Source organism: Actinoplanes ianthinogenes, assembly GCF_018324205.1.
GTDB lineage: Bacteria > Actinomycetota > Actinomycetes > Mycobacteriales > Micromonosporaceae > Actinoplanes > Actinoplanes ianthinogenes.
This window is the reverse complement of sequence record NZ_AP023356.1, coordinates 4,365,355-4,390,890: the sequence shown is the minus strand read 5'-3', so window position 1 is coordinate 4,390,890 and position 25,536 is coordinate 4,365,355. Positions and strand designations below refer to the sequence as shown.

Here is a 25,536-nt window from a genome sequence, read left to right as displayed (position 1 = left end):
AGCCGGCAGGTGGAATTCCGTGATCATAAACGACGCGTCGGGACGGTGCCGTCCCGTTTCGATGGGAGGTGCTCAGGACCAGCGGACCTGAGGGGAGCGATAGAAATGGACACCGCGTCTGGTCCAGCGTTCGCCGTAGGCGCCGAGCCGGTCCCGGAAGGAGATCCAGTCGTGCGTCTCCCAGGGTGACCAGCCCAGCTCGGCGATCGCGGCGAGCCGCGGAAACGCCTGGAACTCCACGTCGCCGTAATCGCGCAGCGTCTCGGACCAGAGCGGCGCCTCGACGCCCAGCACCGCGCTCGCCGGCACGCCGCGCGCCCAGCCGCCCGGATCCCAGTCGTACGCGGTCCGCACCTCGATCGTCCCGGCCCAGTGCAGCCCACCGGGGGTCAGCAGGTCGTACTGCATGTCCAGGTAGGCCCGGTCGGCGGGGGAGAGGACCACCTTCGCCCCGGCCCCGGCGGCCGCCACGACCGCGGGCCGGTCCCGGGTGACCGCCCAGTACTGGATCACCGCGTCGGCCGCGGCCGGTGCGGCGGCGATCTCGTGCCATCCGTACGCCGTCTTGCCGTACTTGGCCACGAGCGGCAGCACCCGCTGCTCGAACGCGACGTAGTCGGCGTGCGGGGTGGACATCGCCTCGTCCCCGCCGAGGTGCAGGTAGGGGCCCGGGGTGAGCGCGGCCAGCTGCCGGATCACGTCCTCGGCGAACCGGTAGGTGATCTCCTTGCCGGTGCAGAGCGAGCTGTACCCGACCCGGATGTCGATCCGCGGCCGCGGCGCCACCCCGTCGCAGGTCAGTTCGGGGTACGCGACCTGCGCGGCGTTCACGTGCCCCGGCATGTCGATCTCCGGGACGATCGTCACGTACCGGTCGGCGGCGTACCGCACCAGGTCGCGGTACTGCTCCTGGGTCAGGAAACCGCCGCCGATGCCGCGCACGCCGGTGCCCGGGCCGCCGCCGACCGTGGTCAGCCGCGGCCAGCCGTCGATCGCGATCCGCCAGCCCTGGTCGTCGGCGAGGTGCAGGTGCAGGTAGTTGATTTTGAAGCGGCTGATCTCGTCGATGAAGCGCTTCACGTCGGCCGGCGGGTGGAAGTGCCGGGCCAGGTCGAGCATCGCGCCACGGTAGGCGTATCGCGGCCGGTCGCGGATCACGCCGGCCGGAATCGTCCAGTGCTCCTGGCGTACCGAAAGCGCCTCGACGGCCGGTGGAAGCAGCTGCCGCACCGTTTGCAGGCCCGCGAAGAGCCCGGCCGGGCGATTGGCGCGCAGCGCCACGCCCGTGGTGTCGATCTCCAGCTGATAGCCCTCGTCGCCGAACCAGGGGTCGGCCGTGGCGTTGAGCCGCAGCTCGATCGCGGCGGTCCCGATGGGCCGGACCGGCAGCGGAAATCCGGTGGCCGGGCGCAGCGTCGCGGCGAGCCGGTCCGCGACCGGCCGCGCGGCCCCGGCCGCGACGATCACGGTGCTTGCGGTGATCTCAAACGGCGCGGCCCGCGACGGTACGACCTGGGCCGGCACCGGGATCACGCTGCCCAGCGTCGTCGCGGGCGGCGGACGATGCCCGGCCGACCCGGTCAGCGCGGTCAGCAGCAGCGCCGCCACGACGATGAGCCCGGCCTTGGTCGGCCTCACTTCGCGAGGACGTGCTCGCAGCTGACGACGCCGATCCGGGACAGCCGACGCGACACGATGGTTCCTCCCCCGCGCATGCATGATCATCAAGCGCTTCGCGCATCATAAAACGCGACGGGGGCGTCTCATCGTCTCTCGTTGTGAAGGAACTGTGCAGATCAGCCCCCGGGCCGGTGGAGCAGACCGACCGCGATGGCGTGCACCGCGTCCAGGTCGGCCGGGTCGGTGAGGGTGGTCTTTCCTCCGGTGACGGTGTACCACTCCTCGGCGTCCTTGTACTGCACCCGCAGGGTCAGCTGATCGCCGGCCAGCTCGGTGCGCAGCGTCAGGTCGCCGGTCACGACGCCGACCTCGTCGGTCATCACGCCGCCCGGGCCCGGGACGATGTCGCTGGTCTTGCTCGGGCTGTCGGTCTTGGCCGCTTCGGTCGTGGGCGCTTCGGCGGCGACCGGTTCAGTGGTGGCCGGTTCGCTCTTGGCCGGTTCGCTCTTGGCCGGCTCGGTCGTGGCCGGCTCGGTCGTGGCCGGCTCGGTCTCGGTCATCGGCAGGTCTCCAGCATGTCGTTGAGGGCGTCCTTCTCCTTCTGGAGCACGGTCAGCTTGTAGTAGCTCTTCACCGCGATCCAGTCCTCGGCGTAATCGCACCAGGCGTCCTTGGCCGGCGGCTTCCAGGTCGACGGGTCCTGGTCGCCCTTCGACCGGTTCGAGGTGGCCGAGACCGCGAGCAGCTGCGGGCGGTCCAGGTCGTTGGCGAACGCCTCGCGCTGGGCGGTGGTCCACTTGTTCGCCCCGGAACGCCAGGCGTTGGCCAGCGGCACGGTGTGGTCGATGTCCACCTTGGTCGGTGCGTCCAGGGTCTTGCCGTCGTAGAAGCTGGTCCAGGTGCCGGCGACGACGTTGCACCCGGAGGTCTTGACCTTGCTGCCGTCCCGCTCCAGGACGGAGTCCCGGGTGTCGCAGTTCTTGCCGGTGCTCTTCCAGTGCGGGAACTTCTCCCGGCTGTACCCGGCCATCGTGCCGGACTTGGTGACGACGGTCAGTTTGTTCAGTTGTGCCTCGGCGCTGCCGGAGGTCTGCGAGTCCTTGGGCTTGGTCGTGGTGGGCGCGGTGCCGGGCGAGCCGGCGTCGACGGTCTCACAACCGGTCAGGAGGGTGGCGGCGAGCAGCAGGGGGAGCCAGTTACGTGGGGGCACCCGCTCAGCGTAAGGCCGTCCGTCGCGTGCCGCCTCCGCAGCGGCACGCGACGGAGTGAATCATCGAGCGCGGTTGATGGCGCTGGTCACGGCCTTGATCGAGGCGCTGACGATGTTGGCGTCGATGCCGACGCCCCAGAACGCGCGGTCGCCGACCTCGACCTCGACGTAGGCCGCGGCCTGCGCGTCGCCACCGGAGGTCAGCGCGTGCTCCTGGTAGTCCAGCACCCGCGCCTTGATCCCCAGCGGCTCGACGGCCTGGGTGAACGCGTCGATCGGGCCGTTGCCGACGCCGACCAGCGGGCGCCGCACTCCGCGGTGGAACACCTCGACGTCGATCTCCACCTTGCCGTCCACCGTGGCCGTGCTGTAGGACTCGACCTTGAACTTGGTGGCCAGCTGGTGCTCGACCAGGTACTCCCCGGCGAAGATGTCCCACATCGCCTGCGGGCCGACCTCGCCGCCCTCCTCGTCGGTGTGGTGCTGCACCACGCCGGAGAACTCGATCTGCAGCCGGCGCGGCAGGTCGAGCTTGTGCTCCTCCTTCATGATGTACGCCACGCCGCCCTTGCCGGACTGCGAGTTGACCCGGATGACCGCCTCGTAGGTGCGGCCCACGTCCTTCGGGTCGATCGGCAGGTAGGGGACGCCCCAGGTGAAGGAGTCGATGTCGACGCCGGCGGAGTCCGCGTCGGCCTGGAGCGCGGTGAAGCCCTTCTTGATCGCGTCCTGGTGCGAGCCGGAGAACGCGGTGTAGACCAGGTCGCCCGCGTACGGGTGCCGCTCGTGCACCGGCAGCTGGTTGCAGTACTCGACGGTGCGCTTGACCTCGTCGATGTTCGAGAAGTCCACCTGCGGGTCGATGCCCTGGGAGAACAGGTTCAGCCCCAGGGTGACCAGGTCGACGTTGCCGGTGCGCTCACCGTTGCCGAACAGGCAGCCCTCGATCCGGTCGGCGCCGGCCAGCAGGCCCAGCTCGGCGGCGGCCACCGCGGTGCCACGGTCGTTGTGCGGGTGCAGGCTCAGGATGACGCTGTCGCGGCGGGGCAGGTTGCGGTGCATCCACTCGATCGAGTCGGCGTACACGTTCGGCGTGGCCATCTCGACGGTGGCCGGCAGGTTGATGATCAGCGGGCGGGCCGGGGTTGGGTCGATCACGTCGATCACGGCGGAGCAGATCTCCAGCGCGTACTCCAGCTCGGTGCCCGTGTAGGACTCCGGCGAGTACTCGTAGAAGATCTCGGTGTCCGGGGTGTGGATCTCCGCGTACTTCTGGCAGAGCCGGGCGCCCTGCGTCGCGATGTCGGTGATCCCGTCCTTGTCCAGGCCGAAGACCACCCGGCGCTGGAGCACCGAGGTCGAGTTGTAGAAGTGCACGATGGCGCGCTTGGCGCCGCGGATCGACTCGAAGGTCCGGTCGATCAGGTGCTCCCGGCACTGCACCAGCACCTGGATGGTGACGTCGTCCGGGATCAGGTCCTGCTCGATCAGCTGGCGGACGAAGTCGAAGTCGGTCTGGCTGGCCGCCGGGAAGCCGACCTCGATCTCCTTGTAACCCATCTTCACCAGCAGCATGAACATCCGCCGCTTGCGCTCCGGGGACATCGGGTCGATCAGGGCCTGGTTGCCGTCCCGCAGGTCGACCGCGCACCAGCGCGGCGCTTTCTCGACGACCTGGGCGGGCCATCGCCGATCGGGCAGGGAGATCGAAAACTGCTTTTGGTACGACTCGTAGCGCTGGAACGGCATGGCGCTCGGACGCTGCGTCTCAAAGGGGTTGGACATGTGACTGCTCCTGTCGACAAGAAACCGAGCAGGCGGCGTGCATCAACTCCGCGACGAGGTGCCGGCCTGGGATGGGGCCTCGTCGCGGCAGCGAAGGAGGAGGTTCACCTGCCACATGTCGCCAACCACGTTACGTGATCAACTTCCGGGCGGCTAACCGAACGACCGGATCGTGGGAAAGCGCCGTCAGCGCGTGGGTGAGGGGACGGCCAGCGGATCGTTCCCGCCCTGGGACGCGGACATTCCCATCGCCTCGCCACCCACCTCCGGGCCGGGGAACTGCACGGTGTCCGGGGCGCCGACCTGCTTGACCAGCGTGATCGTGCCGAAGGTGACCCGGGCCGCGGTCAGCAGGCCGTCCGCGGCGTAGCAGTAGACGCCGATGTCGACCGGCGCCTCCAGCGAGGCCGAGGTCGAGTCGACCGAGTAGCACGCGCCGCCCTGCGCACCCTCCAGCGGCTTCACCGCGGCGACCGACAGCGCGGAGTCCCGGTCGGTGAAGACCGGCAGCCACTGCCGGAACAGTCGCTGCACCTGCGGGTCGTACTTGTGCGGGACCTTCTCGCCCTTCGCCGCCACGTGCACGCAGCCGGCGTTGATCGGGGCGCCGGTCATCGAGACCGAGCACTGATAGACGCCGTTCATGTTGTGCACGATCGAGACGTCCGCGCTGCCGCCCAGCGCGCCGTTCGCGATGTCCACCCGCCAGCTGCCGTCGTTGGCCACGGTGGCCACCACGCGGCGCGGGTTCCCGTCCTGGCCGGTGAAGGAGTAGAGCGCGGCATACCGCCGGTCCAGGGCGCCGGCGGCCAGGCCGGCGAGTTCGGTGCGGGCGTCCGGGCCGGCCGGGGTGGCCGGTGCGGCCGACGGGACGGTCGGCGCCGGGTCCGGTGCGTCGCCGCCGCACCCGGCCAGGCCGAGCGCGAGCAGGACGGTGAGCGCGGTCAGGCCGCGTCCGGATCCGGAGGGAAGGCGCACCGCGTCATTCTCGCCCCATACCGCCCGTAGCACCCGACACGCCGGTCGCCGCGGCCCGGCGTGTCGCGCCGGAACGGCCGGATTCTGGGATCGTCTGTCGAGGCCGCGGCCTCGCGCGGCTAGGGTGGTGGCGGATTGCCCTGAGAGGATTGGTTGGCCGTGGCTCTTGTCGTGCAGAAATACGGTGGCTCGTCGGTGGCGAACGCCGAGCGCATCAAGCGCGTGGCCGAGCGCATCGTGGCCGCCCGCAAGGCCGGCGACGACGTGGTCGTGGTCGTCTCCGCGATGGGCGACACCACCGACGAGCTGATGGACCTGGCCAACCAGGTGAGCCCGCTGCCGCCCGGCCGTGAGCTGGACATGCTGCTCACCTCCGGCGAGCGGATCTCGATGGCGCTGCTCGCCATGGCGATCCACAACCTGGGCTACGAGGCCCGGTCGTACACCGGCTCGCAGGCCGGCGTGCTGACGACCTCGACGCACGGCAAGGCCCGGATCATCGACGTCACCCCCGGCCGCCTGCGGACCGCGCTGGACGAGGGCGCCATCGCCATCGTCGCCGGCTTCCAGGGCGTGTCGCAGGACACCAAGGACATCACCACCCTCGGCCGCGGCGGCTCGGACACCACCGCGGTCGCCCTGGCGGCGGCGCTGCACGCCGACGTCTGCGAGATCTACACCGACGTGGACGGCGTGTTCACCGCCGACCCGCGGATCGTCCCGGACGCCCAGCACATCAAGAAGATCACCTACGAGGAGATGCTCGAGCTGGCCGCCGGCGGGGCGAAGGTGCTGATGTTGCGATGCGTGGAGTACGCGCGCCGGTTCAAGGTGCCGATCCACGTACGCTCTTCGTACTCGAACAAAGAAGGCACGCTCGTCACCGGCTCGATGGAGGACCCCGACGTGGAACAGGCACTGATCACCGGGGTCGCTCACGACCGCAGCGAAGCGAAGATCACGATCGTCGGCGTGCCCGACGAGCCCGGCGCGGCCGGCCGGATCTTCGAGACCGTCGCCCAGGCCGAGATCAACATCGACATGATCGTGCAGAACGTGTCGACCGAGGGCACCGGCCGCACCGACATCTCGTTCACCCTGCCCAAGGCGGACGGGCCGACCGCGATGGGTGCGCTCGACAAGATCAAGGACCAGATCAAGTTCAAGAGCCTGCTCTTCGACGACCACGTCGGCAAGGTGTCGCTGATCGGCGCCGGCATGCGCTCGCACCCGGGTGTCGCGGCCTCCTTCTTCGCCTGCATCGGTGAGGCCGGCGTCAACATCGAGATGATCTCCACCTCGGAGATCCGGGTGTCCGTGGTGTGCCGCGACACCGACCTGGACACCGCGGTCCGCGCCGTCCACGACCAGTTCGAGCTGGGTGGCTCGGAGGAGGCCGTCGTCTACGGCGGTACCGGCCGGTAAGCCGACCGATGGCGCGGCCCACCCTCGCCGTCGTCGGAGCCACCGGTTCCGTCGGGACCGTCATGCTCGACCTGCTCTCGTCCCGGCGCGACGTCTGGGGCGAGATCCGCTTGATCGCCTCGTCGCGCTCGGCGGGCAAGTCGCTGCTCTGCCGCGGGGAGACCCTGCCGGTGCGGGACCTGACCCCCGAGGCGTTCGACGGCGTCGACGTGGCGATGTTCGACGTGCCCGACGACGTGGCGACGCACTGGGTGCCGATCGCGGTGTCCCGGGGCGCCGTCGTGGTCGACAACTCCGCGGTCTTCCGGATGGATCCGGAGGTCCCGCTGGTGGTCCCCGAGGTCAACGACGAGGTGCTCGCCCACCGCCCGCGCGGCATCGTGTCCAGCGCCAACTGCACGGTCGCCGCGATGATCATGGCGGTCGCCCCGCTGCACTACGAGTACGGCCTCCGTGAGCTGGTGCTGGCCTCCTACCAGGCCGCTTCCGGGGTCGGCCAGGTCGGCGTGGACACCCTGCACGACCAGTTGACCAAGGTGGCCGGCGACCGGCTGCTCGGCTCCCGCCCGGGCAACGTGCGGCAGGCGGTCGGTGACGATCTCGGCCCGTTCCCGGCCCCGCTGGCGCTCAACGTGGTGCCCTGGTCCGGCGTCGCGGGCCCGCTCGGCTGGTCCTCCGAGGAGCTCAAGCTCCGCAACGAGAGCCGCAAGATTCTCGGCCTGCCGGTCCTCAAGGTCTCCGCGACCTGCGTCCGGGTCCCGGTGGTGACCGGCCACTCGGTCGCCGTGCACGCGGTCTTCGCCGCCGAGGTGACCGCGGACGGCGCCCGCCAGGTGCTGCGCAACGCGCCCGGCGTGATCCTGGTCGACGACCCGGAGGCCGGCGAGTTCCCGATGCCGATCGACGCGGTCGGCACCGACCCGTCCTGGGTCGGCCGGATCCGCCGCGCGATGGACGACCCGCGCGCCTTGGACTTCTTCGTCACCGGCGACAACATGCGCAAGGGCGCCGCCCTCAACACCGTCCAGACCGCCGAACTACTTGCCGCGGAGCTCAGTAAGTGACCACGATCCACCCCGGTTCCACCGCACTTTCCACCACCGCCTCGCCGGCCGGGCCGCGTTTCGACGCCGGGCCGCTGTTCGGCGAACCGGCGGGCATCGTCTTCGACGGGGTCGAGCGGTGGCTCTGGTGGGGGCCGGACCTGGACGGCGAGGACTGCGTGGCGGTCCGGGGCGGCCGGCTGCTGACCTTCGAGTCGGCGGCGGCGTGCGAGGCGATGTTCCCGGTACTGACCCTCAAGGCCCTGGCGCCGGCCGCACCCGCTCCCGCCATCTCCCACGCCGCGGCCTCCGGCGACGACGCCTGTGCCTGCGGTTCCGGCGACGCCGCTGCCTGCGGTTCCGGCGCCGGTCCCTGCGGTTCTGACGCCGGTCCCTGCGGTTCTGACGCCGCCGGTTGCGGCTGCGGCGATGCCGGTTGCGCGCCGGACTCCGACGTGGAGGACGACGGCCCGGTCGCGGCCGACTTGGGGCCGGCTCAGGATTGGGTACGCGGTAAGCGTCTCGCCGTCCCGGCCGAGAGCGCGCTGAACCTGTGGAACCTGGGCATCGACGTGGCCCGTTCGACGGGGCAGCCGTTCGTCCAGCGGGGCGGGCTGCGGGACACCTGTTACGACAAGCTGATGGCGAACCAGGTGCCCTGGGTGTACGGCCTCCAGGAGTACCAGCCGGTGTGGACGCCGCGCGAGCTTGCCGTGCTCCGGGAGACGCTCGCCCGCGCGGTGCACGTGCTGCGCTCCGCCCTCGCCTGACCCGGGTTGTGATCTCCGGAACCATCCACGGACAGTGAAGACATCCCATGTCCAGGGGCGTCAAGCGGCTTGGCCCGATCCCGCGTCCGCCCAGGGCGCTGAGGCCCAGCCGAGGAGTATCCGGCTGGCCCTGACGGCCCTATCCAGGAAAGAGATAGGGCGCTGAGGACCAGCCGGGAGAGTCCGGCTGGCCCCGGTAGCCCTATCCAGGAACGGGATAGGGCGCTGAGGACCAGCCGGGTTTTGATCTCCGGAACCACCCGCGGACAGTGAAGACATCCGATGCGCCAGGGGCGTCAAGCGGCTTGGCCCGATCCCACGTCAGCCCAGGGCGCTGAGGCCCAGCCGAGAAGTGCCCGGCTGGCCCTGACGGCCCTATTCAAGAAGGGGATAGGGCGCTGAGGACCAGCTGGGGTTTGATCTCCGGAACCATCCGCGGACAGTGAAGGGGCCGGCGATCGCCCTGGACGCGCCAGCGGCCAGATCGCCGGGCCCGGCCCGCGCGGGAGCATGCGATCCGCACCCGCGCGGACCCGCGTACCTGAAGATCTTGAATGTGATCTTCAAGCGCTGGGACGTGGCTGCCTGATCAGGAAGCTGCCGCGTCCAGATCCGCCCTGGTGAGCAGGGCACGCAGCGTGATGCCCGCGTCGGCGAGCGCCTGCGTCCCGCCCTCCTGGCGGTCGATCACGCAGAGCGCGTGGTCCACGTGCGCGCCCAGCTTGCGCAGCTCGCCGGTGGAGATGACCACCTGACCGCCGCTGGTGACCACGTCCTCGACGACCAGCACGCGGCGGCCGGCCACCTCGGCGCCCTCGGCGAGGCGGGCGGTGCCGTACTTCTTCGCCTCCTTGCGGACGAACGCGGTGGGCAGACCGGCGTGCCGGGCCAGCGCGGTGACCACGGCGATCCCGCCCATCTCGAGGCCGGCCAGCACCTCGGTGCCCTCCGGGATCAGCACGGCGAGCCGCTCGGCCAACTGGTCGAGCAGGACCGGGTCGGCCTCGAACTGGTACTTGTCGAAGTATTCGTTGGCGATGCGGCCGGAGCGCAGCGTGAACTCGCCGGTGAGGCGGCTCACGGTGCGGACCTGGCGGGCGAGGTCGATGGAGTCAGTCACAAGGTCCCAGCTTGTCAGGCGGTGGTTCGGCGATGTGCGGCCACCCCGGTCTCCGGCCGGATTGCTCGATGTCGCGACGCGCGGCTACGTGATCGTCACCCGTTGGCGTACTTGATCTCCGCAATACGGCATTCTATGTCTGTTTGGGGTAGTTTTCGCCTAATTAGCGGCTTGTGCCCGGAAGGAACATCGCTGTGACACCCTTCGCCATGCTCTTCCTGCTCGCCCTGGCCGGATCGACGTGCTTCGCGCTCGGTCGGGCCTTCGGCCGGGGGGAGCGGTACGAGCGCGGATATCGGGAGGGATTCCGCGACGGCGAGACCGGGTCACTGGCCCGCGCCACCCGGCTGATGCAGCTCGGCGACCGGCAGACGATCGCCCCGGTGGTCGAGACGATGCTGGGACCATACTGCGTGCCGCAGCAGATGTCCCCGCGTCCGGTCGGGCCGGCGGTGGCCGGGGTGCCGGTCCGCCCGCAGTTCGCGGTCTGAGCGGCCGCCCCTCCGGCGGCGCCGCTGTCCGTGACGTGAGCCGCCCTCTGTCAGCGGGCGTGCAGTCACCCCTGAATCCGTGATCGAACGGCTCTCCGGCCCGCTCAGCGCCCGCGGCGGGCCTTTCTGATCATCGGCGGTCACCCGCGTCAGCCGTGGGCGGCACAGCGAAAGGCCCGGCTTCCGTTTCCGGAAACCGGGCCTTTCGGCAAGCTGGTCGGGGTGGCGGGATTTGAACCCACGGCCTCTACGTCCCGAACGTAGCGCGCTACCAAACTGCGCCACACCCCGTTGCTGCGAGAAGAATACTAGCGGACCGGCGCGCAGGCTCGAAATCCGGGACCCCCTCGCAGTGTTTCCCCAGGTCAGCGCGGAATCAACGTGAGCACCGAGGCCTCCGGCCGGCAGGCGAAACGGATCGGTGCGGTCGGGTGGGTGCCCAATCCGGCCGAGACGTGCAGGAGGGCGTCCGAGCCGGGCCAGCGGTGCAGCCCCTTGGCCATCCGGGTCGGCAGGTCGCAGTTGGTGGTCAGCGCGCCGTAGCCCGGCACGCACACCTGCCCGCCGTGCGTGTGCCCGGCCAGCAGCAACTCGAAGCCGTCCGCCGCCATCGCGTCCAGCACCCGGGAGGCCGGCGTGTGGGTCACCCCGAGATGCAGGTCGACGCCGTCGCTGATCGGCCCGGCCACGGCGGCGTAATCGTCCCGCTCGACGTGCGGGTCGTCCACCCCGGCCAGCTCGATCGAGCGGCCGCCGGCCTTGAGGACGGTGCGGGCGTTGTTCAGATCGGCCCAGCCGGAGTCGGTGAACGCGGCGCGCAGGTCCTCGGCGGGCAGGTCGGCGCCCTGCACGTACTCCCGGTCGGGCAGCAGATATTGCAGCGGGTTCTTCCAGACCGGGCCGCGGTAGTCGTTGGAGCCGAAGACGAACGCGCCGGGCAGGTCGAGCAGCGGCTCCAGCGCGCGCAGCACGCCGGGTACGGCGTCCGGCGAGGCCATGTTGTCGCCGGTGACGATCACCAGGTCCGGGTCGGTGCCGATCAGCCCGGCCACCCACTCCTGCTTGCGGCGCTGGTCCGGCATCATGTGCAGATCGGACAGATGCAGGATGCGCAACGGCTCCGCGTCCGGGTCCAGCACCGGCACGTCGAAGCGGCGGAGGGTGAACATGTTCCGCTCGATGAGCGAGGCATAGGCGAACGTGGCGCCGCCCACGGCGGCCAGCGCGGCGGCGGCGGAAATAAGGGAGCGCTTACGCATGACGGCAAGGGTAGTTTCTCCGTCCATGGGAACGCTGAAAGACCGCCTGAACGATGACCTGCACGCCGCGATGAAGGCCCGGGACGAGCTGACCACCTCCACGCTGCGCCTGGCGCTGGCCGCGGTGCGCACCGCCGAGACCACCGGCGACGAGGAGCGGGACTTCTCCGACGACGAGGTGCTGGCGGTGCTGACCAAGGAGGCGAAGAAGCGGCGGGACGCGGCGGCCGCGTTCGCCGGGGCGGGCCGGGACGCGCAGGCGGCGAAGGAAACTGCCGAGGGCGAGGTTCTCGACCGCTACCTGCCGAAACAGCTCACCGACGCGGAGATCGCCGAGATCGTCGCTCAGGCGCTGGCGGCCGGCGGGTTCACCGGCAAGGCGCAGATGGGCCCGGCCATGAAGGCGGCCCAGGCGGCCGTGGCGGGCCGGGCCGAGGGTGGCCGGGTGGCCGCCGAGGTGCGCCGCCAGCTGGGCTGAGGCCCCGGATACGAAGAACGGGCGGGAGAGGTGCTCTCCCGCCCGCTTCGTTTTCCGGCTGACTATCGTCGGCCGGGCTTGGGTTTCTTCGTCTCCGTCGTGCCCGGCTGCGGTTGCTTCTTGCCGAGGCTGACCTGGATCTCGACGGCGCCGCCCTTGACGGTCCGGGAGACCGCGGTGCCGGCGGCGGTGCCCTCCGGGCAGTCCGACTCGACCTTGCCGCCGATCACCGGCTCGAAGCCGGCGCCGGAGATGCGGTCCTCGGCGGCGGAGAGCGAGCTGCACGTCACGTCCGGGACGTTGCGCAGGTCACCGATCGAGATCTTGTCGTTCGACGTGGTCTTGAACTGGACCTTGGGCTTGCCCTTCATGTAGTCGTGCAGGGTCCACTGCACGGCCTTGTTGACCGGGAAGTGGTCCATGTGGTCGCTGTGGTCCTGCCAGTCCGGGTTGACCAGGTAACCGGCGATCACCAGTTTCGTGGTGCCGGCGATCAGCGAGGCGGTCCGGCTGGCGTCGGTGGTACCGGTCTTGCCGAACACCGGGTGGTCGACGATGCCGTGGGTGTCCCCGGCGGTGGCGTGGCCGCCGCAGCTGCCCATCTGCGCCGAGTCACCGAGCGGGCAGCGGGTCGCGTCCAGCGCCGCCCGGGCCACGTCCTTGGTGGTGGCCTGGATGCAGTGCGGCTTGCCGACGTCGATCTTCTCGCCGTCCTTGGTGGTGATCTGCTCGATCGGGGTCGGCTCGCAGTACTTGCCGTCACCGGCCAGCGTCGCGTACGCGTTCGCCATGTCCAGCGGGGTGGACTGCATGACGCCCAGGGTGAACGCGCCCCAGCCGGCCGCCTGGTCCTCGTCGTTGGCCCGGTCCGCGTCCTCCTTCTCGCGGAACTGGACGCCGAACCGCTTGGCCACGGCCACCACGTTCTGCGCGCCGACCTTCTCCTCGAGCGGGACGAAGTAGGTGTTCACCGAGGCGCCGAAGCCGGTCCACATGTTGAAGACGCCGGCCTCCTTCTTGCTGGCGTTGCTCGGGCACCAGTCGTCCGAGCCGGGGCAGGACGACGGCGTGCCGTAACCGGCCTTGTACTTCGAGTGATACGTCGGCTTGGTGTTGATCGGGAAGCTCAGCGGCAGGCCCGACTCCAGGGCGGCGACCATGGTGAACATCTTGAACACCGAGCCGGCCTGGTAGCCCTTGATGTCCCCGCCACCGGTGAGCAGCGGGTTGGTGGTCTTCGGGTACGACCCGCGGATCTTCTTCTTCGCCTTCCTCGGGTCCGAGGAGATCTTGTTGGTCGGGTGATCCGGGTCGTCCAGCGCGTACTTCCGGTTGGCGGCGAGCACCCGGACCTTGCCGGTGCCCGGCTCGATGCCGGCCAGCAGCAGCGCGTTACGGCTGTTGTCCGAGGTCTGGTCGAGGATCCGCGACCGGGCCGCGGCCTGGCCGGGCAGGTCGAGCGTGGTGATCACCTTGTAGCCGCCGCTCTTCAGCCGCCGCTCCCGGTCGTACGTCGTCGCGCCGAACGCCTCCTGGCTCATCCACCAGCGGTAGAAGTAGTCGCAGAAGAAGCCCCAGCTGTTCTTCGACACCGAGACGCAGCCGTTGCCGATCGGCTTGACCTTGGTCGGGATCGCCACCTTGATGGCCTTGTCGGCATCCGCCTGGGTGATCGCGTTCATCGCGACCATGCCCGGGATGATGTAGTTGTTGCGCCGGGCCAGGATCTGCTCGTGACCGGTCTTGGTGGTCGGGTTGAAGCTGGTCGGGGCCTTGACCATGCCGGCGAGCATGGCCGACTCGGCGATGCTCAGGTCCTTCGGCTTCTTGTTGAAGTAGACCTGGCTGGCCGCGTAGACGCCGTACGCCTGGTTGCCGAAGGGCGCGATGTTCAGGTAGCGCTCGAGGATCTGCTCCTTGGAGAGCTGCTTCTCGACCTGGAGCGCGTACTTCATCTCGGTGATCTTGCGCTTCGGGGTGTCCTTGGTGGCGTTGATCACCTCTCGCGGGTTGGTCGCCGAATAGGCCAGCGACATCCGCACGTACTGCATCGTCAGGGTCGAGGCGCCCTGCTGGGGGCCGCCCTGGTTGTTGCTCACGAAGGCACGCGCCACGCCCTTGAGGTCGACGCCGTTGTGCTCGTAGAACTTGCGGTCCTCGGCAGCGATGATCGCCTTCTGCATGAAGGGCGAGATGTCCTTGAGCGGGACGTCGCTGCGGAACTCGTCGTAGAACGTCGACAGCGGGGTCCGCCCGTCAGCGGCGAAGACCCGGGTGAGCTGCGGCGAACTGAAGTCTTTGAGCTCACTGGGCAGATTCGCGAACGTCTCGCCACCGGCCTTTGCCGCGAGACCGGACATCGCCGCCGCGGGGAAGGCGGCCGCGGCCACCACGACACCGGCCAGCAGGCCACAAACGAGCAGCGATGTCGCGTTCGTGAATATGTTGTGATCGCGTCTGCGCATCCAGGAGGTCACCCGAGGCAGGATACGCGAACGACGCACGCGACCGCCCGTCGAGAAGGCCGTCCTGGTCCGTTCCAGGGTGACTTGTCACCCGGGTCGGCGGGGTGATTTCCCACATCTGCACCAAAGATACCCCCGTTCGGCCACGCTTCCCCGGCCGCTTTGCCCGGAACTACCGGGCTATACGTATTTGAGGGACAACGTTGCGTAATCACCCAACTACAGAGCATGATGGTCCGGCGAGACATCTCGCATGACGTCTGCGCGGCAATGGGGGACATGGGCTGCCGCACCGACGTCCGGGGGTGAAAAGCAAGGGGGGACGTTTACCAATGGGGATGATCAGCGACTGGCCCAGCATGGCGGCGTGTCAGAGTGGCGACCCTGACGCGTTGTTCGTGCAGGGCGCCGAGCAGAACGTGGCGAAAAGGATCTGCCGCAGCTGCCCGGTCCGCTACGAATGCCTCGCGGATGCTCTGGACAACCGGATCGAGTTCGGCGTCTGGGGAGGCATGACGGAACGGGAGCGGCGGGCACTGCTGCGTCGCCACCCGCACGTGGCGAGCTGGCGGAAGATGTTCGAAGCCGCTCTGAAGGAGAAGGGCGCCGACAAGGTGCTGGTCTCCACCCGCTGATCAGGCGAGCAACGCGCCGATCGTTCGCAGCCCGTCGACGTCGTGGACGTCGGCGGGCTGTGCTGCGACCGAGGTCGTCGGCACCTGCGGGAACGCCTCGGTGAAACCGGCCGCGACCCGGATCTCCCGCTCGGCCTGCCGCAGCAGCCCGGCGTGGATCCGCAGCACGTCGGCGGTGATCGGCTGGTCGCCGGCCGCGTCCAGGCGCTCGGCCGCCGCCAGGCTCTCCTCGGCGGACAGGCCGGCCGGCTCGCTCTCGTGCATCCGGTTCAGCACCAGGCCGCTCAGCGGCATCCGCTCGGTCACCAGCCGCTCGGCGAAATAGGCGGCCTCCCGGATCGCGTCCTTCTCCGGGGCGGCGACCAGCAGGAACGCGGTCTGCGGGTCCTGCAGGATCCGGTACGTCTGATCGGCGCGCTGCCGGAAACCGCCGAACATCGAGTCCAGCGCCGCGACGAAGCCGGACAGGTCGGTGAGCAGCTGCGCGCCGAGGATTTTCTGCACCGCCCGGGAGAACAGCCCGAACGACGCGGTGACCAGGCTGAACATGCTCTTGCCGCCGGCCCGCGCCGGGGCCAGCAGCATCCGCAGCATCCGGCCGTCGAGGAATCGGGAGAGCCGGGCCGGGGCGTCCAGGAAGTCGAGCGCGGAACGCGACGGCGGGGTGTCCACGATGATCAGGTCCCACTGGTCGCCGGCCCGCAGCTGGCCCAGCTTCTCCATCGCCATGTACTCCTGGGTGCCGGCGAAGGTCGAGCTCATGGCCTGGTAGAACGGGTTCGCGAAGATCTCCGCGGCGCGTTTCGGCGTGGTGTGCTGCTCGACCACCTCGTCGAAGGTGCGCTTCATGTCCAGCATCATGGCGTGCAGCTCGCCGCCGGACGTGCCGGCGTCGATGCCCTTGACCTGGCGCGGGGTGTTGTCCAGCTCGGTGAGGCCCATCGACTGGGCCAGCCGGCGGGCCGGGTCGATGGTCAGCACCACCGTGCGACGGCCGTGCACCTCGGCGGCCCGCAACCCGAGCGCGGCGGCGGTGGTGGTCTTGCCGACCCCGCCGGAGCCGCAGCACACCACGATCCGGATGGCCGGGTCGGCCAGCAGACCGTCGATGTCGAGCCGTGGAGCGGTCACATCAACCACTACTCCAGAGTAAGGGGACTTGATCGGACGTGGGGTGATCAAACACTCATCAGACGACTGGCGAGGACATCCAACCCAGCCCGGTCCATACCGTCGGGCAACTGCGGCAGCTCGACCATCGGGCGGCCCCGCTCGGTCAGGTCGTGCCGCAGCGACTCCTCCAGCTCGCGCCGGGTCAGGTGCGCCTGCGCCTCGGCGGCCAGCCGGCCGACGGTGGCCGGCGCGGCGGGCAGGCCGGCCGCGACCAGGCCCCGCTTGATCTCCGCCTTGGTCACCTTGCCGCCGGCCAGCAGCGGCGGCCGGGCGCCGTTCAGGATGATCCGGCCGACCGGGATGCCCAGCTCGCGCAGCTCGTCGATCGCGTCGAGCGTCTCCTGCACCGGCATCTCCTCGAGCAGGGTGACCACGTGCACCGTGGTCATCGGCGAGCGCAGCAGCGAGGACACCCCGTCGCTCTGGGTCTTGATCGGGCCCATCTTGGCCAGCTTGGCGGTCTCCGCCGTCACGTTCAGGAAGCGGCCGATCCGGCCGGTGGGCGGGGCGTCCAGGATCACCGCGTCGTAGGTCCGGCGGCCGTCCGACGAGCGGGTGGTGGCCTCCTTGACCTTGCCGGTGAGCAGCACGTCGCGCAGGCCCGGCGCGATCGTGGTGGCGAAGTCGATGGCGCCGACCTTGCGCAGCATCCGGCCGGCGGCGCCGAGCTTGTAGAACATGTCCAGGTATTCGAGGAGGGCCTCCTCGGGGTCGACCGGCAGGGCGCGGACCTCGCCGCCCCCGGTGGTCGTGGTGATCCGGCGCTCCGAATACGGCAGCGGGTCGACGCCGAACAGCTGGGCGATGCCCTGCCGGCCCTCCACCTCGACCAGCAGCGTGCGGCGGCCACCGGCGGCCAGGCCCAGCGCGAGAGCGGCCGCGACGCTCGTCTTACCGGTGCCGCCCTTACCGGTCACGATGTGCAATCGCTCCGGCCAGTTGCCGTGATGCTCGCCCATGTCTCCCACGTTACGGCTTTTGGAAAAACGGTTGGTCAGCCGGAGACTTCGCAGACCAGCCAGCCGCTCTTGCGCACCACGGTGAACTGGAGATCCTGCGCGGCCGCCTTCTCGTCCTCGGTGGACATCACCACCCGCACGCCGACCTCGGCCTCACCCTCGTCGCTGCTGGTCACTGCCGGGTCGTCCCAGCGGAACACGGCGCCCTCGTAGCCGTCGGCGTAGCTGCGGATCTGCTGCACCCGGTCGGTGAGGCGGGTCTCGTCCCGAGACTTGCGGCACACCAGGTCCTCGGCGGCGCCGGCGTCCTGCTGGGTGTAGACCGCGGTGAGGAACCGGTTTACCGCGGTGGCCGGGTCCGGCGAGCCGGGGTTGTCGGCGTCCCGGTACAGCAAGTACGCCGAGACCGCGCCGCCGCCGCAGAGCGCCAGGGTGGCGGCCAGCGCCAGCGAGACGAAGAGCGAGGAGCGGCGCGAGGCGGCCGCCCCGAGGCGCCGCGGCACCTGCCAGGACTCGGTGTCGCCCGGCCGGCTGACCCAGATCGGCTCCGGCTCGGGCGGCTGCACCTCGGCCGGCGGGGAGTGCTCCCACGCCAGGTGCTCGGGCGGCGGGTACTGCCACTCGCCGGGCCGTTCGTGCTGGGCGTGCCACGGGCCGTGGGCCGGCGGCTGATGCCAGCCGGCGGCCGGCACCACGGGGTGCTCCATGGTCAGATCGTGGGCGAGCGTCTCGTCGGGCGAGGCGTGCCGCCCGCGGTGCGGCGGCTCGGGCACCGGGATCGGCTCGGCCGGCGGGATCGGGGTCGGCGGCTCGGGATCGGGCGACGGCGGTGGCTCCGGATGGCCCGGCTCACCGTCCCGCGGTAGCTGCATCACGTCACCCTCCGCGATGGCTTGTGCGCTGTACGTGCTTTTCCGGCTCAGCCTAGCCAACCGTCAGGAACGAAGAGCCCTAAGCTGTGCCGGTACCCGACTAAGGAGTGTCCGAGCCATGCAGAAGTGGGAGTACGTGACCGTGCCCCTGCTGGTACACGCGACCAAGCAGATCCTCGACAACTGGGGCGAGGAAGGCTGGGAGCTGGTCCAGGTAGTGCCGGGTCCCAACCCCGAGCAGTTGGTCGCCTACATGAAGCGGCCGAAGTCGTGACCACGCCGGTCGCCGGGGAGGGCGGCGTCGACGCGTACGCGAAACTGGCCGAGCTGGGCCTGACCCTGCCGACCGTGGTGCCGCCGCTGGCGTCCTACGTGCCGGCCGTGCAGTCCGGCAACTATGTCTACGTCTCCGGCCAGCTGCCGATCGTCGACGGGAAGCTGCTGCGCACCGGCAAGGTCGGCGACGACGTGACCGCCGAGGAGGCCGCCGAGCTGGCCAAGATCTGCGCGCTGAACGCGCTGGCCGCGATCGAGGGCCTGGTCGGGCTGGGCCGGCTCGTGAAGATCGTCAAGGTGGGCGGCTTCGTGGCGTCCGCGCCGGGCTTCACCGGTCAGCCGGCCGTGATCAACGGCGCGTCCAACCTCTTCGGCGACGTGCTCGGCGAGCAGGGGCGGCACGCCCGCAGCGCGGTCGGGGTGGCCGAGTTGCCGCTGGGCGCGCCGGTCGAGGTCGACGTGATCGCCGAAGTGCAGTGAGGTTGGCCGGGTTCGGCCGGGTTTGATCACCCAAGGTGACCGGAACGGACATCGTGTCTCGGCTCACCATGGAATCGCGACGTACGATTCTCGGCATGGGGGGTGCTGAGCCCGCGTCGGCCACGGGAAATCCGTCCGTCGACCGGCTGCCGGGTTGGGTGTCGCTGCTACGTGCTCCCAACCCGGGCCCGATGACGCTCGACGGCACGAACACGTGGATCTTGCGGGCGCCCGGCGCGGCGTTCGGGACGGTGATCGATCCCGGACCGCTGGACGAGGAGCACCTGCTCCGGATCGCCGAGCGCGGGCCGTTCCAGTTCATCCTGATCACGCACGGTCATCACGATCACGTCGAGGGCGCCGAGCGGCTCTCCGAGCTGCTCGGCGGCACCGCGATCCTGGCCGCCGACCCGGCTCACTGCCTGCACGGTGAGCCGTTGGACCCCAACGAGAGCCTCGGTGGGAACGGGTTGGAAATACACGTCCTGGACACTCCGGGGCACACCAGGGATTCGGTGTGCTTTCTCGTCGAGTGTGAGGGCGAGCGCGTGATGTTCACCGGTGACACGATTCTGGGCCGCGGGACCACGGTGGTGGCCGCGCCGGACGGGGACCTGAGTTCCTACCTGGCTAGTCTCGAGGTGCTCCGGGCGTACGAAAATGTCCTGATGCTGCCCGGCCACGGACCGGCCCGGCACGACACCGCGGCCCTCGCCGGGGAATATCTGAGTCACCGGATGGAGCGGCTCGCGCAGGTCAGGGCCGCGATGGCGGCCGGCGCGCGGACACCGGAGGCGGTGGTCGACGTGGTCTACCCGGACATCGATCCGCGGGTGCGGTTCGCCGCGGAGTGGTCGGCGGCCGCCCAGATCGATCATCTGGAACGGGAATCAGCGGCGGGGGCCGACGGTTTGGACCGGCTGTGACCTGCCCCGTGTGCGGAACCGTCGCCGTTCCCGGTGCGCGCTTCTGCCACCACTGCGGCTCGGCCCTGCCGGCCGCCGCCGCGCTGCCCGCCGCCGAGCGGCGGATCGTCACCGTGCTCTTCGGCGACCTCTCCGACTTCACCTCCTGGTCCGAGGACCTCGACCCGGAGCGGGTCGGCGCGGTCACCGACCGGGTGCTCGCGGCGCTGGCCGGCGCGGTCAAGACGTTCGGCGGGCACGTCGACAAGCTGACCGGTGACGGGATCATGGCGGTCTTCGGCGCGCCGGTGGCGCACGAGGACGACGCCGAGCGGGCGGTCCGGGCGGCGCTGAGCATGCAGCGTGCGGTCCGCCGGGTGCTCGACGACGAGCGCGGCGGCGGCGCACCGCTCGGCCTGCGGGTCGGGCTGAACACCGGTGAGGTGGTCGCCGGCATGCAGGCCGGCATCGAATACACCGTCATCGGGGACACCGTGAACACCGCCGCCCGGCTGGCCGACGCCGCCGCGGTCGGCACGGTCTACGCCGGGGAGCGGACCAGTAACGGCACCCGGCACGTCGCCTCCTGGCGGCAGCTGCGCCCGCTGCGGCTCAAGGGCAAACGTGAGCCGGTCCCGACCTACGAGCTGCTCGGCCTGCACGATGCTCCGGGCACCCGGTCCGGCCTGGGCGACGAGGCGCCGTTCGTGGGCCGGGAGGCCGAGCTGGGCCGGGTCTCCGGGCGGCTGGCCGAGGCGATCGACTCGGGCACGCCCCGGGTGCTGGTGATGACCGCGGAGGCCGGGATCGGCAAGTCCCGCTTCGCCGGCGAGGTGAAACGGCTGGCCGCGGGTTATCAGGCGGGCGGCGCCCGGGTGCTGCGGGTGCGCTGCCGCGCGTTCGGCGAGCGGCGCCGCTACGCGCCCCTGGCCGACCTGGTCCGCAAGGCCGCCGGCCTGCCCAAGGACGTGGTCACCACGGTCGGCCGCACGGTCGTCGAGGAGCGGCTGCGCAAGGTCGGCCAGCGGCTCGGCGTCGTGCTGGACACCGACCGGCTGCTGGTCCTGCTCGGTTACGGGGAGACCCCGGTCAACCCGGGTGGCCCGGCCGCGCCCGCCGACTGGCCGCCGAGCGCCAAGCGGGTGGACGCCGAGGCGATCTCGGTCGCCGTCGCCGACCTGCTGAACGCGATGGCCACCACCGCCCCGCTGATGGTGATCGTCGACGACCTGCACGACGCCACCGCCACCACGGTCGACGCGCTGGGCAGCACGCTGTCGAGCCTGGAGGGCCCGGTGGTGGTGCTGCTGCTCGGCCGGCCGGAGCTGGTGCGTACCGCCGGGGCGCTGACCCATCTCGCCGACGCCGAGGTGCACACCCTGCCGCCGTTGCGCGGGGCGGACGCGGCGCGACTGCTCACGTCGTACTTGAACGGCGGGAAACTGCCGCAGCCGGACATCGACCGGCTGCTCGCCACCGCCCAGGGCAACCCGTTCTACCTGGCCGAGATGGTCACCCTGCTGATGGAGCGGGGCGCGCTGACCCCGGCGGTGGGCGCCAACGCGGCCGGCAAGTGGCAGCTCGCGGCCGGTTCGCTGGGCCGCCAGCTGCTCTCCCGTGACCTGGCCGCGGTGCTCGCCGCGCGTATCGACGCGCTCTCCGCCGAGCCGCGCGCGGTGCTGCGGGACGCCTCGGTGGCCGGCACCACGGTGCCCAGCGGGGTGCTCGAGGCGCTGCACGAGCGCCGTCCGCTGGCCGAGGCGCCGGGCGACGCCGACCCGGCCGCCGAGCTCGAACGCGCCGTCGACGAGCTGCTGCAACGCCGCATGATCCACCGCAGCCGGGGCGGTTTCCAGTTCACCACCCCGCTGATGCGGGAGGCGGCCTATGCCGGGATCGGCAAGGCCGACCTGGCCGAGCGGCACGCCTACCTGGCGACCTGGGCGGCCCCGGAGACGGTCAGCAGATATCCGGACGGCGCCACCCGGTTGAGCCTGACCGACAACGATCGGGACGCCTTCGTGGCCGCCCACGCCGAGGCGGCGATCGAGCTGGCCGACGCGGTCCGGCTGCGCCCCGACGCCGCGGTCCGCGAGGTGGCCGGGCTCGCCGTGGCCGCGCTCGGCCGGATGGCCCGGCGCGCGCTGGCCAACATCGAGCCGGCCGCCGCCATCGAGTACGCCGAGCGGGCCACCGTGCTGGCCGGCGGCGAGCTGCCGCTGCCCGATCAGCTGGTGCTGGCCCGGGCGCTGCTGCGGCTGGGGCGGGCCGAGGAGGCGCTGGCGTACGGCCAGAAGATCACCGATCGAGCCGTCGACGACCCGGTGTGCCGGGCCGAGGCGATGATCGTGTCCGGCCGGGCCTACGAGGCGCTCGGCGACGGCAGCCGCGCGGTGGCCGCCTGGCAGGAGGCCCTGGAGGTGGCCACCGAGGCGCAGCTGCTGCCGGAGCGGGCGAACGCGATGCGCCGGCTCGGCATGGCCGACTTCCTGAACGGCAAGCTGAGCCAGGCGAGCAGCCGGTTCGCCGCGGCGTACCAGGTGACGCTGGCCGCCGGCGACCGGCACGGCCAGGCCTGGGCCTTGCAGAATCTCGCCTGGGTGACCACCACCCGGGGCGACTTCGCCGGCACCGACGCGGTGCTGGGGCGGGCCGCGCGGCTCTTCGCCGAGCTCGGCGACCCGGTCGGGCGGTCCTGGCTGCGCGGCACCACGGCGTTCGCCCGGCTGCTGGCCGGCCGATTGCAGGAGGCGCGCCGGCTGGCCCGGATCTTCCTGCCGTTCGGTGACCGGGTCGGTGAGGGCTGGGCGGTCGGGACGCTGCGGGTGGTGGAGGCGTACGCCGCGGCCGAGCTGGGCGACCTGGGCGCGGCCGACAGCCAGGCGCGGCGGGCATATCGCGAGTTCCAGGAGGTCGCCGACGACTGGGGCTGCGGGCTCGCCATGGTGGTGCGCGGCGCGATCGCCCGCGGGCTGGGCGAGTTCGACCACGCCGCCGACCTGCTCGGCGACGCGCTCTGGTTCGCCGACAAGACCGGGCACCCGTTGCTGCTCGGGATGGCCGGCACGCTGCACGGGTTCGTCGCGTTGCAGCGGGGTGACCTGGCCACCGCCGAGGCCGACGCCCGGCGGGTGATGACCGCGGTCGAGCCGCACAACGCGCTGGCCCCGGCCCAGGTCGGGCCGCGGGTGCTGCTCGCCGAGGCGCGGACCCGGGCGGGCGACGCGAGCACCGCGATCGGGCTGCTGGCGCCGATCGCGAGTGACACCTCGTCGCCGTCGCTGCTGTTCTCCCGGCGGCACGCGCTGGCGTCGTACGCGTCGGCCCTGCTCGCCGAGGGCCGGGTGGAGTCCGCGCTGACCTGGATCGAGCGGGCCCGCGACGTGCCGGCCGAGGACGTGCGCAGCGGGGTGGTCGCGGCCATGGTCCGGGCCCGGGTGCTGGCCGCCGCGGACCGGTGCGTGGAGGCCCGGGTGGCGGCCGAGGAGGCGGTGCGATTGGCGCACTCGACCGAGCAGGCGAGCGAGCGGACCGCCGCCGAGGAACTGCGCGACACCCTGGCGATCACCGGGGTCGAACCGGCTCCGGCGGAAACTGTCGCCTACGCGTCTGACGTGCCGGGATGATCTTCCCGATGCCTGGCGTATTTTCTAAGCCGTGACGGAGACACCGCCTGGCGCCCTGCCCGTGCCCTACGTCCCGGGCATGTCCGGCTTGTCGGTCATGGCCCGTGGTGGCTATGCCACCGTTTACCGGGCCACCCAGGACTCCGTCGGGCGCGAGGTCGCCATCAAGATGGAGAACCGGACCCTTGACAATGCCCGTGACCAGGCCCGATTCCTGCGGGAGGCGCGGGCCGCGGGGCGGATGTCGTCGCATCCGCACGTCGTCGACCTGTTCGACGTGGGTGTCACGGTCGACCAGCACCCTTACCTGATCATGGAGCTCTGCGACGGCTCCTACCTCGACCGGATGCGGGTCAAGCCGCTCAGCCCGGCCGAGACCCGGGACGTCGGCGTCAAGATCGCCGACGCGCTGGTGCACACCCACGCCAACGGCGTGCTTCACCGCGACGTGAAACCGGCCAACATCCTGTACTCGCAGTTCAACCAGGCGGTGCTGGCCGACTTCGGCCTGGCCGTGCTGGGCGAGATGCGCGACTCGTCGGTCACGCTCGAGGTGCTGACCCCGGCCTACGCGCCACCGGAGATGTTCCGGCACGAGAGCCCGTCCAGCGCCGCCGACGTCTACTCGCTCTGCGCCACGCTCTACGCGATCATGTATGGTCGCCCGCCCCGCTGGCAGACCGACCGCAGCCCCAGCCTGATCACCCTGATGAACCTGTTCGACGAGCCGATCCCGGACCTGCCCGGCGTCCCGCGCTCGCTCACCGAGGTGCTGCGCCGCGGCATGCACAGCGACCCACGCGGCCGCCCCTCCGCTCAGGAGCTGCACCACCAGCTCACCAACCTGCACCTGGACCCGAACGCGCCGGCCCCGTCCCCGACGGTCTACCGCTCCTCGTCGACGTACCTGCCGCCGCGGCCACGCCCGATCGCCCCCACGACACCGACCCAGAACGACGAGACGCCGACGGTCCACACCCGCAAGACCGGCTTCTTCGCGAAATGGTTCAGCCGGTGATCCCCGGACCGCCTTCGGTCGCCTCTCCGCAACCCCATTTTTGTACGCATTAGCGCGGTCCTCAGAAGCAACAGCCCCGTCCCGAGTCCGCATCACGCGGACTCCGAGCTGTGGTCAGAGTCCGCCCCGCGCGTCGCGGTCCGCTTCTGCGCGCGTCGCGAGACCGACGGCACTCCCGGCACGCTGAACGCGCGTCGCGGTCCGCTTCGCATGCCGCGCGAGGCCCGCCGCAGGCCCAGACCCTGCCGCGACACACCGCCCGCGGCTGGTCCCCACCGCCCTATCCCGAGTCCGGATAGGGCCGTCAGGTCCAGCCGGGTTCTGTCGGGCTGGTCCCTGTGGCCCTATTCCGAGCCCGGATAGGGCCGTCAGGTCCAGCCCGGTGTTTCGAGTTGGGTTGTCCCGGGTTTGGGCCTGGCCGCAGTGCCGACTCCGGCTGGGGCTCAGCGCCCTATCCCGGGTTCGGATAGGGCCGTCAGGTCCAGCCGGGTTCTGTCGGGCTGGTCGCCACGGCCCTATTCCGAGCCTGGTTAGGGCCGTGAGGTCCAGCCCGGTGTTTCGAGTTGGGCTGTCCCGGGTTGGGGCCTCACCGCAGTGCCCAGCCGAGCCGACTCCGGCTGGGGTTCAGCGTCCTATCGCGGGCTCGGTTAGGGCCGTGAGGTCCAGCCCGGTGTTTCGAGCTGGGCTGCCCCGGGTTTGGACTGACCGCAGTGCCGACTCCGGCTGGGGCTCAGCGCCCTATCGCGGGCTCGGATAGGGCCGTGAGGTCCAGCCGGGTTCTGTCGGGCTGGTCCCTACGGCCCTATTCCGAACCCGGATAGGGCCGTGAGGTCCAGCCCGGGGACACGCCACCACGGTGTCCGGCTGGGGGCGGCACGGGGTCTCCGGGAGCGGGCCGGGGCCGGGAGGCGCGGATCGGTCTGGGGTGGCGGCGGTCTCGCGGACTGG

22 protein-coding genes and 1 tRNA gene are annotated in these 25,536 nt (G+C 70.9%); 11 read left to right on the top strand and 12 right to left on the bottom strand.

Annotated elements, in window-relative coordinates:
• Positions 1 to 72 precede the first annotated feature (72 nt).
• The 5 genes from Aiant_RS19730 to Aiant_RS19710 all read right to left on the bottom strand — a co-directional run bounded on the left by Aiant_RS19730 (position 73) and on the right by Aiant_RS19710 (position 5,593).
• Positions 73 to 1,638, bottom strand: a complete 1,566-nt coding sequence (locus Aiant_RS19730) for a beta-N-acetylhexosaminidase (RefSeq protein WP_229830411.1) — start codon at positions 1,636 to 1,638, stop codon at positions 73 to 75.
• Between the two features lie 158 nt (positions 1,639 to 1,796).
• The gene (locus Aiant_RS46875) at positions 1,797 to 2,180 is read right to left on the bottom strand and encodes a hypothetical protein (RefSeq protein WP_306415829.1); all 384 of its coding nucleotides are present in this window, start codon (positions 2,178 to 2,180) and stop codon (positions 1,797 to 1,799) included.
• Positions 2,177 to 2,830, bottom strand: coding sequence for an HNH endonuclease family protein (locus Aiant_RS19720; protein WP_229830413.1), 654 nt, complete (start codon positions 2,828 to 2,830; stop codon positions 2,177 to 2,179). Before Aiant_RS19720 ends, Aiant_RS46875 begins: the two co-directional genes overlap by 4 nt.
• 60 nt (positions 2,831 to 2,890) lie before the next feature.
• Positions 2,891 to 4,615, bottom strand: a complete 1,725-nt coding sequence (gene leuA / locus Aiant_RS19715) for a 2-isopropylmalate synthase (RefSeq protein WP_189332251.1) — start codon at positions 4,613 to 4,615, stop codon at positions 2,891 to 2,893.
• 186 nt (positions 4,616 to 4,801) lie between these two features.
• Entirely contained in the window at positions 4,802 to 5,593 is a 792-nt protein-coding gene (locus tag Aiant_RS19710) for a hypothetical protein (RefSeq protein ID WP_189332252.1), read from the bottom strand.
• 159 nt (positions 5,594 to 5,752) lie between these two features.
• Here Aiant_RS19710 and Aiant_RS19705 point away from each other — a divergent pair, with 159 nt between their 5' ends.
• From Aiant_RS19705 to Aiant_RS19695, 3 genes are read left to right on the top strand one after another with little or no spacing between them, the layout of a single operon-like run.
• A complete protein-coding gene (locus Aiant_RS19705; RefSeq protein WP_189332253.1) occupies positions 5,753 to 7,018 on the top strand; it encodes an aspartate kinase in 1,266 nt (421 codons plus the stop codon).
• Positions 7,019 to 7,026: 8 nt separating this feature from the next.
• A complete protein-coding gene (locus Aiant_RS19700; protein ID WP_189332254.1) occupies positions 7,027 to 8,082 on the top strand; it encodes an aspartate-semialdehyde dehydrogenase in 1,056 nt (351 codons plus the stop codon).
• On the top strand, positions 8,079 to 8,831 hold the full coding sequence (locus Aiant_RS19695; protein ID WP_189332255.1) for a hypothetical protein: 753 nt from the start codon (positions 8,079 to 8,081) through the stop codon (positions 8,829 to 8,831). Before Aiant_RS19700 ends, Aiant_RS19695 begins: the two co-directional genes overlap by 4 nt.
• 589 nt (positions 8,832 to 9,420) lie before the next feature.
• Here the strand turns inward: Aiant_RS19695 and pyrE are convergent.
• Positions 9,421 to 9,951 carry an orotate phosphoribosyltransferase gene (gene pyrE / locus Aiant_RS19690; protein ID WP_189332256.1) on the bottom strand — a complete coding sequence of 177 codons (531 nt, stop codon included), beginning with the start codon at positions 9,949 to 9,951 and terminating at the stop codon, positions 9,421 to 9,423.
• Positions 9,952 to 10,145: 194 nt separating this feature from the next.
• On the opposite strand from pyrE, the gene Aiant_RS19685 reads away from it, so the two are divergent.
• Positions 10,146 to 10,442, top strand: a complete 297-nt coding sequence (locus Aiant_RS19685) for a hypothetical protein (protein ID WP_189332257.1) — start codon at positions 10,146 to 10,148, stop codon at positions 10,440 to 10,442.
• 214 nt (positions 10,443 to 10,656) lie between these two features.
• Here the strand turns inward: Aiant_RS19685 and Aiant_RS19680 are convergent.
• Together Aiant_RS19680 and Aiant_RS19675 are read right to left on the bottom strand one after the other, a co-directional pair.
• Positions 10,657 to 10,733 (bottom strand) — tRNA-Pro (locus Aiant_RS19680).
• Positions 10,734 to 10,807: 74 nt separating this feature from the next.
• On the bottom strand, positions 10,808 to 11,701 hold the full coding sequence (locus tag Aiant_RS19675) for a metallophosphoesterase (protein ID WP_189332258.1): 894 nt from the start codon (positions 11,699 to 11,701) through the stop codon (positions 10,808 to 10,810).
• 25 nt (positions 11,702 to 11,726) lie between these two features.
• On the opposite strand from Aiant_RS19675, the gene Aiant_RS19670 reads away from it, so the two are divergent.
• On the top strand, positions 11,727 to 12,179 hold the full coding sequence (locus tag Aiant_RS19670) for a GatB/YqeY domain-containing protein (RefSeq protein WP_189332259.1): 453 nt from the start codon (positions 11,727 to 11,729) through the stop codon (positions 12,177 to 12,179).
• A 62-nt stretch (positions 12,180 to 12,241) separates the two neighbouring features.
• On the opposite strand, the gene Aiant_RS19665 is transcribed toward Aiant_RS19670, so the two are convergent.
• The gene (locus tag Aiant_RS19665) at positions 12,242 to 14,644 is read right to left on the bottom strand and encodes a transglycosylase domain-containing protein (RefSeq protein ID WP_189332260.1); all 2,403 of its coding nucleotides are present in this window, start codon (positions 14,642 to 14,644) and stop codon (positions 12,242 to 12,244) included.
• A 332-nt stretch (positions 14,645 to 14,976) separates the two neighbouring features.
• Here Aiant_RS19665 and Aiant_RS19660 point away from each other — a divergent pair, with 332 nt between their 5' ends.
• A complete protein-coding gene (locus Aiant_RS19660) occupies positions 14,977 to 15,279 on the top strand; it encodes a WhiB family transcriptional regulator (protein ID WP_014695048.1) in 303 nt (100 codons plus the stop codon).
• Here Aiant_RS19660 and bagB read toward each other — a convergent pair whose 3' ends face one another.
• The 3 genes from bagB to Aiant_RS19645 are packed head-to-tail and all read right to left on the bottom strand — an operon-like array spanning position 15,280 to position 18,283.
• Entirely contained in the window at positions 15,280 to 16,410 is a 1,131-nt protein-coding gene (gene bagB / locus Aiant_RS19655; protein WP_189332356.1) for an ArsA family ATPase, read from the bottom strand.
• Positions 16,411 to 16,457: 47 nt separating this feature from the next.
• Positions 16,458 to 17,411, bottom strand: coding sequence for an ATPase BagA (gene bagA, locus Aiant_RS19650; RefSeq protein WP_189332261.1), 954 nt, complete (start codon positions 17,409 to 17,411; stop codon positions 16,458 to 16,460).
• Between the two features lie 35 nt (positions 17,412 to 17,446).
• Complete coding sequence (locus Aiant_RS19645) at positions 17,447 to 18,283, bottom strand: Rv0361 family membrane protein (RefSeq protein ID WP_189332262.1); 837 nt, start codon at positions 18,281 to 18,283, stop codon at positions 17,447 to 17,449.
• A gap of 118 nt (positions 18,284 to 18,401) precedes the next feature.
• On the opposite strand from Aiant_RS19645, the gene sp36 reads away from it, so the two are divergent.
• From sp36 to Aiant_RS19620, 5 genes are all read left to right on the top strand, one after another.
• On the top strand, positions 18,402 to 18,557 hold the full coding sequence (gene sp36 / locus Aiant_RS19640) for a Sp36 family protein (RefSeq protein ID WP_189332263.1): 156 nt from the start codon (positions 18,402 to 18,404) through the stop codon (positions 18,555 to 18,557).
• On the top strand, positions 18,554 to 19,039 hold the full coding sequence (locus tag Aiant_RS19635) for a RidA family protein (RefSeq protein ID WP_189332264.1): 486 nt from the start codon (positions 18,554 to 18,556) through the stop codon (positions 19,037 to 19,039). Before sp36 ends, Aiant_RS19635 begins: the two co-directional genes overlap by 4 nt.
• Positions 19,040 to 19,134: 95 nt before the next feature.
• Entirely contained in the window at positions 19,135 to 19,965 is an 831-nt protein-coding gene (locus Aiant_RS19630; RefSeq protein WP_189332265.1) for an MBL fold metallo-hydrolase, read from the top strand.
• Positions 19,962 to 23,570: an adenylate/guanylate cyclase domain-containing protein gene (locus tag Aiant_RS19625; RefSeq protein WP_189332266.1), complete on the top strand. Its 3,609-nt coding sequence runs from the start codon at positions 19,962 to 19,964 to the stop codon at positions 23,568 to 23,570. Before Aiant_RS19630 ends, Aiant_RS19625 begins: the two co-directional genes overlap by 4 nt.
• Before the next feature lie 31 nt (positions 23,571 to 23,601).
• Positions 23,602 to 24,588, top strand: a complete 987-nt coding sequence (locus Aiant_RS19620; protein ID WP_189332267.1) for a serine/threonine-protein kinase — start codon at positions 23,602 to 23,604, stop codon at positions 24,586 to 24,588.
• Positions 24,589 to 25,536: the final 948 nt, after the last annotated feature.

Bases quoted from the DNA above. Each gene is read 5' to 3' on its own strand.
- Aiant_RS46875 (WP_306415829.1), bottom strand. From the start codon at position 2,180: ATGACCGAGACCGAGCCGGCCACGACCGAGCCGGCCACGACCGAGCCG.
- leuA (WP_189332251.1), bottom strand. From the start codon at position 4,615: ATGTCCAACCCCTTTGAGACGCAGCGTCCGAGCGCCATGCCGTTCCAG.
- Aiant_RS19700 (WP_189332254.1), top strand. From the start codon at position 7,027: ATGGCGCGGCCCACCCTCGCCGTCGTCGGAGCCACCGGTTCCGTCGGG.
- Aiant_RS19675 (WP_189332258.1), bottom strand. From the start codon at position 11,701: ATGCGTAAGCGCTCCCTTATTTCCGCCGCCGCCGCGCTGGCCGCCGTG.
- Aiant_RS19670 (WP_189332259.1), top strand. From the start codon at position 11,727: ATGGGAACGCTGAAAGACCGCCTGAACGATGACCTGCACGCCGCGATG.
- Aiant_RS19665 (WP_189332260.1), bottom strand. From the start codon at position 14,644: ATGCGCAGACGCGATCACAACATATTCACGAACGCGACATCGCTGCTC.
- Aiant_RS19660 (WP_014695048.1), top strand. From the start codon at position 14,977: ATGGGGATGATCAGCGACTGGCCCAGCATGGCGGCGTGTCAGAGTGGC.
- bagA (WP_189332261.1), bottom strand. From the start codon at position 17,411: ATGGGCGAGCATCACGGCAACTGGCCGGAGCGATTGCACATCGTGACC.
- Aiant_RS19645 (WP_189332262.1), bottom strand. From the start codon at position 18,283: ATGCAGCTACCGCGGGACGGTGAGCCGGGCCATCCGGAGCCACCGCCG.
- sp36 (WP_189332263.1), top strand. From the start codon at position 18,402: ATGCAGAAGTGGGAGTACGTGACCGTGCCCCTGCTGGTACACGCGACC.
- Aiant_RS19630 (WP_189332265.1), top strand. From the start codon at position 19,135: ATGGGGGGTGCTGAGCCCGCGTCGGCCACGGGAAATCCGTCCGTCGAC.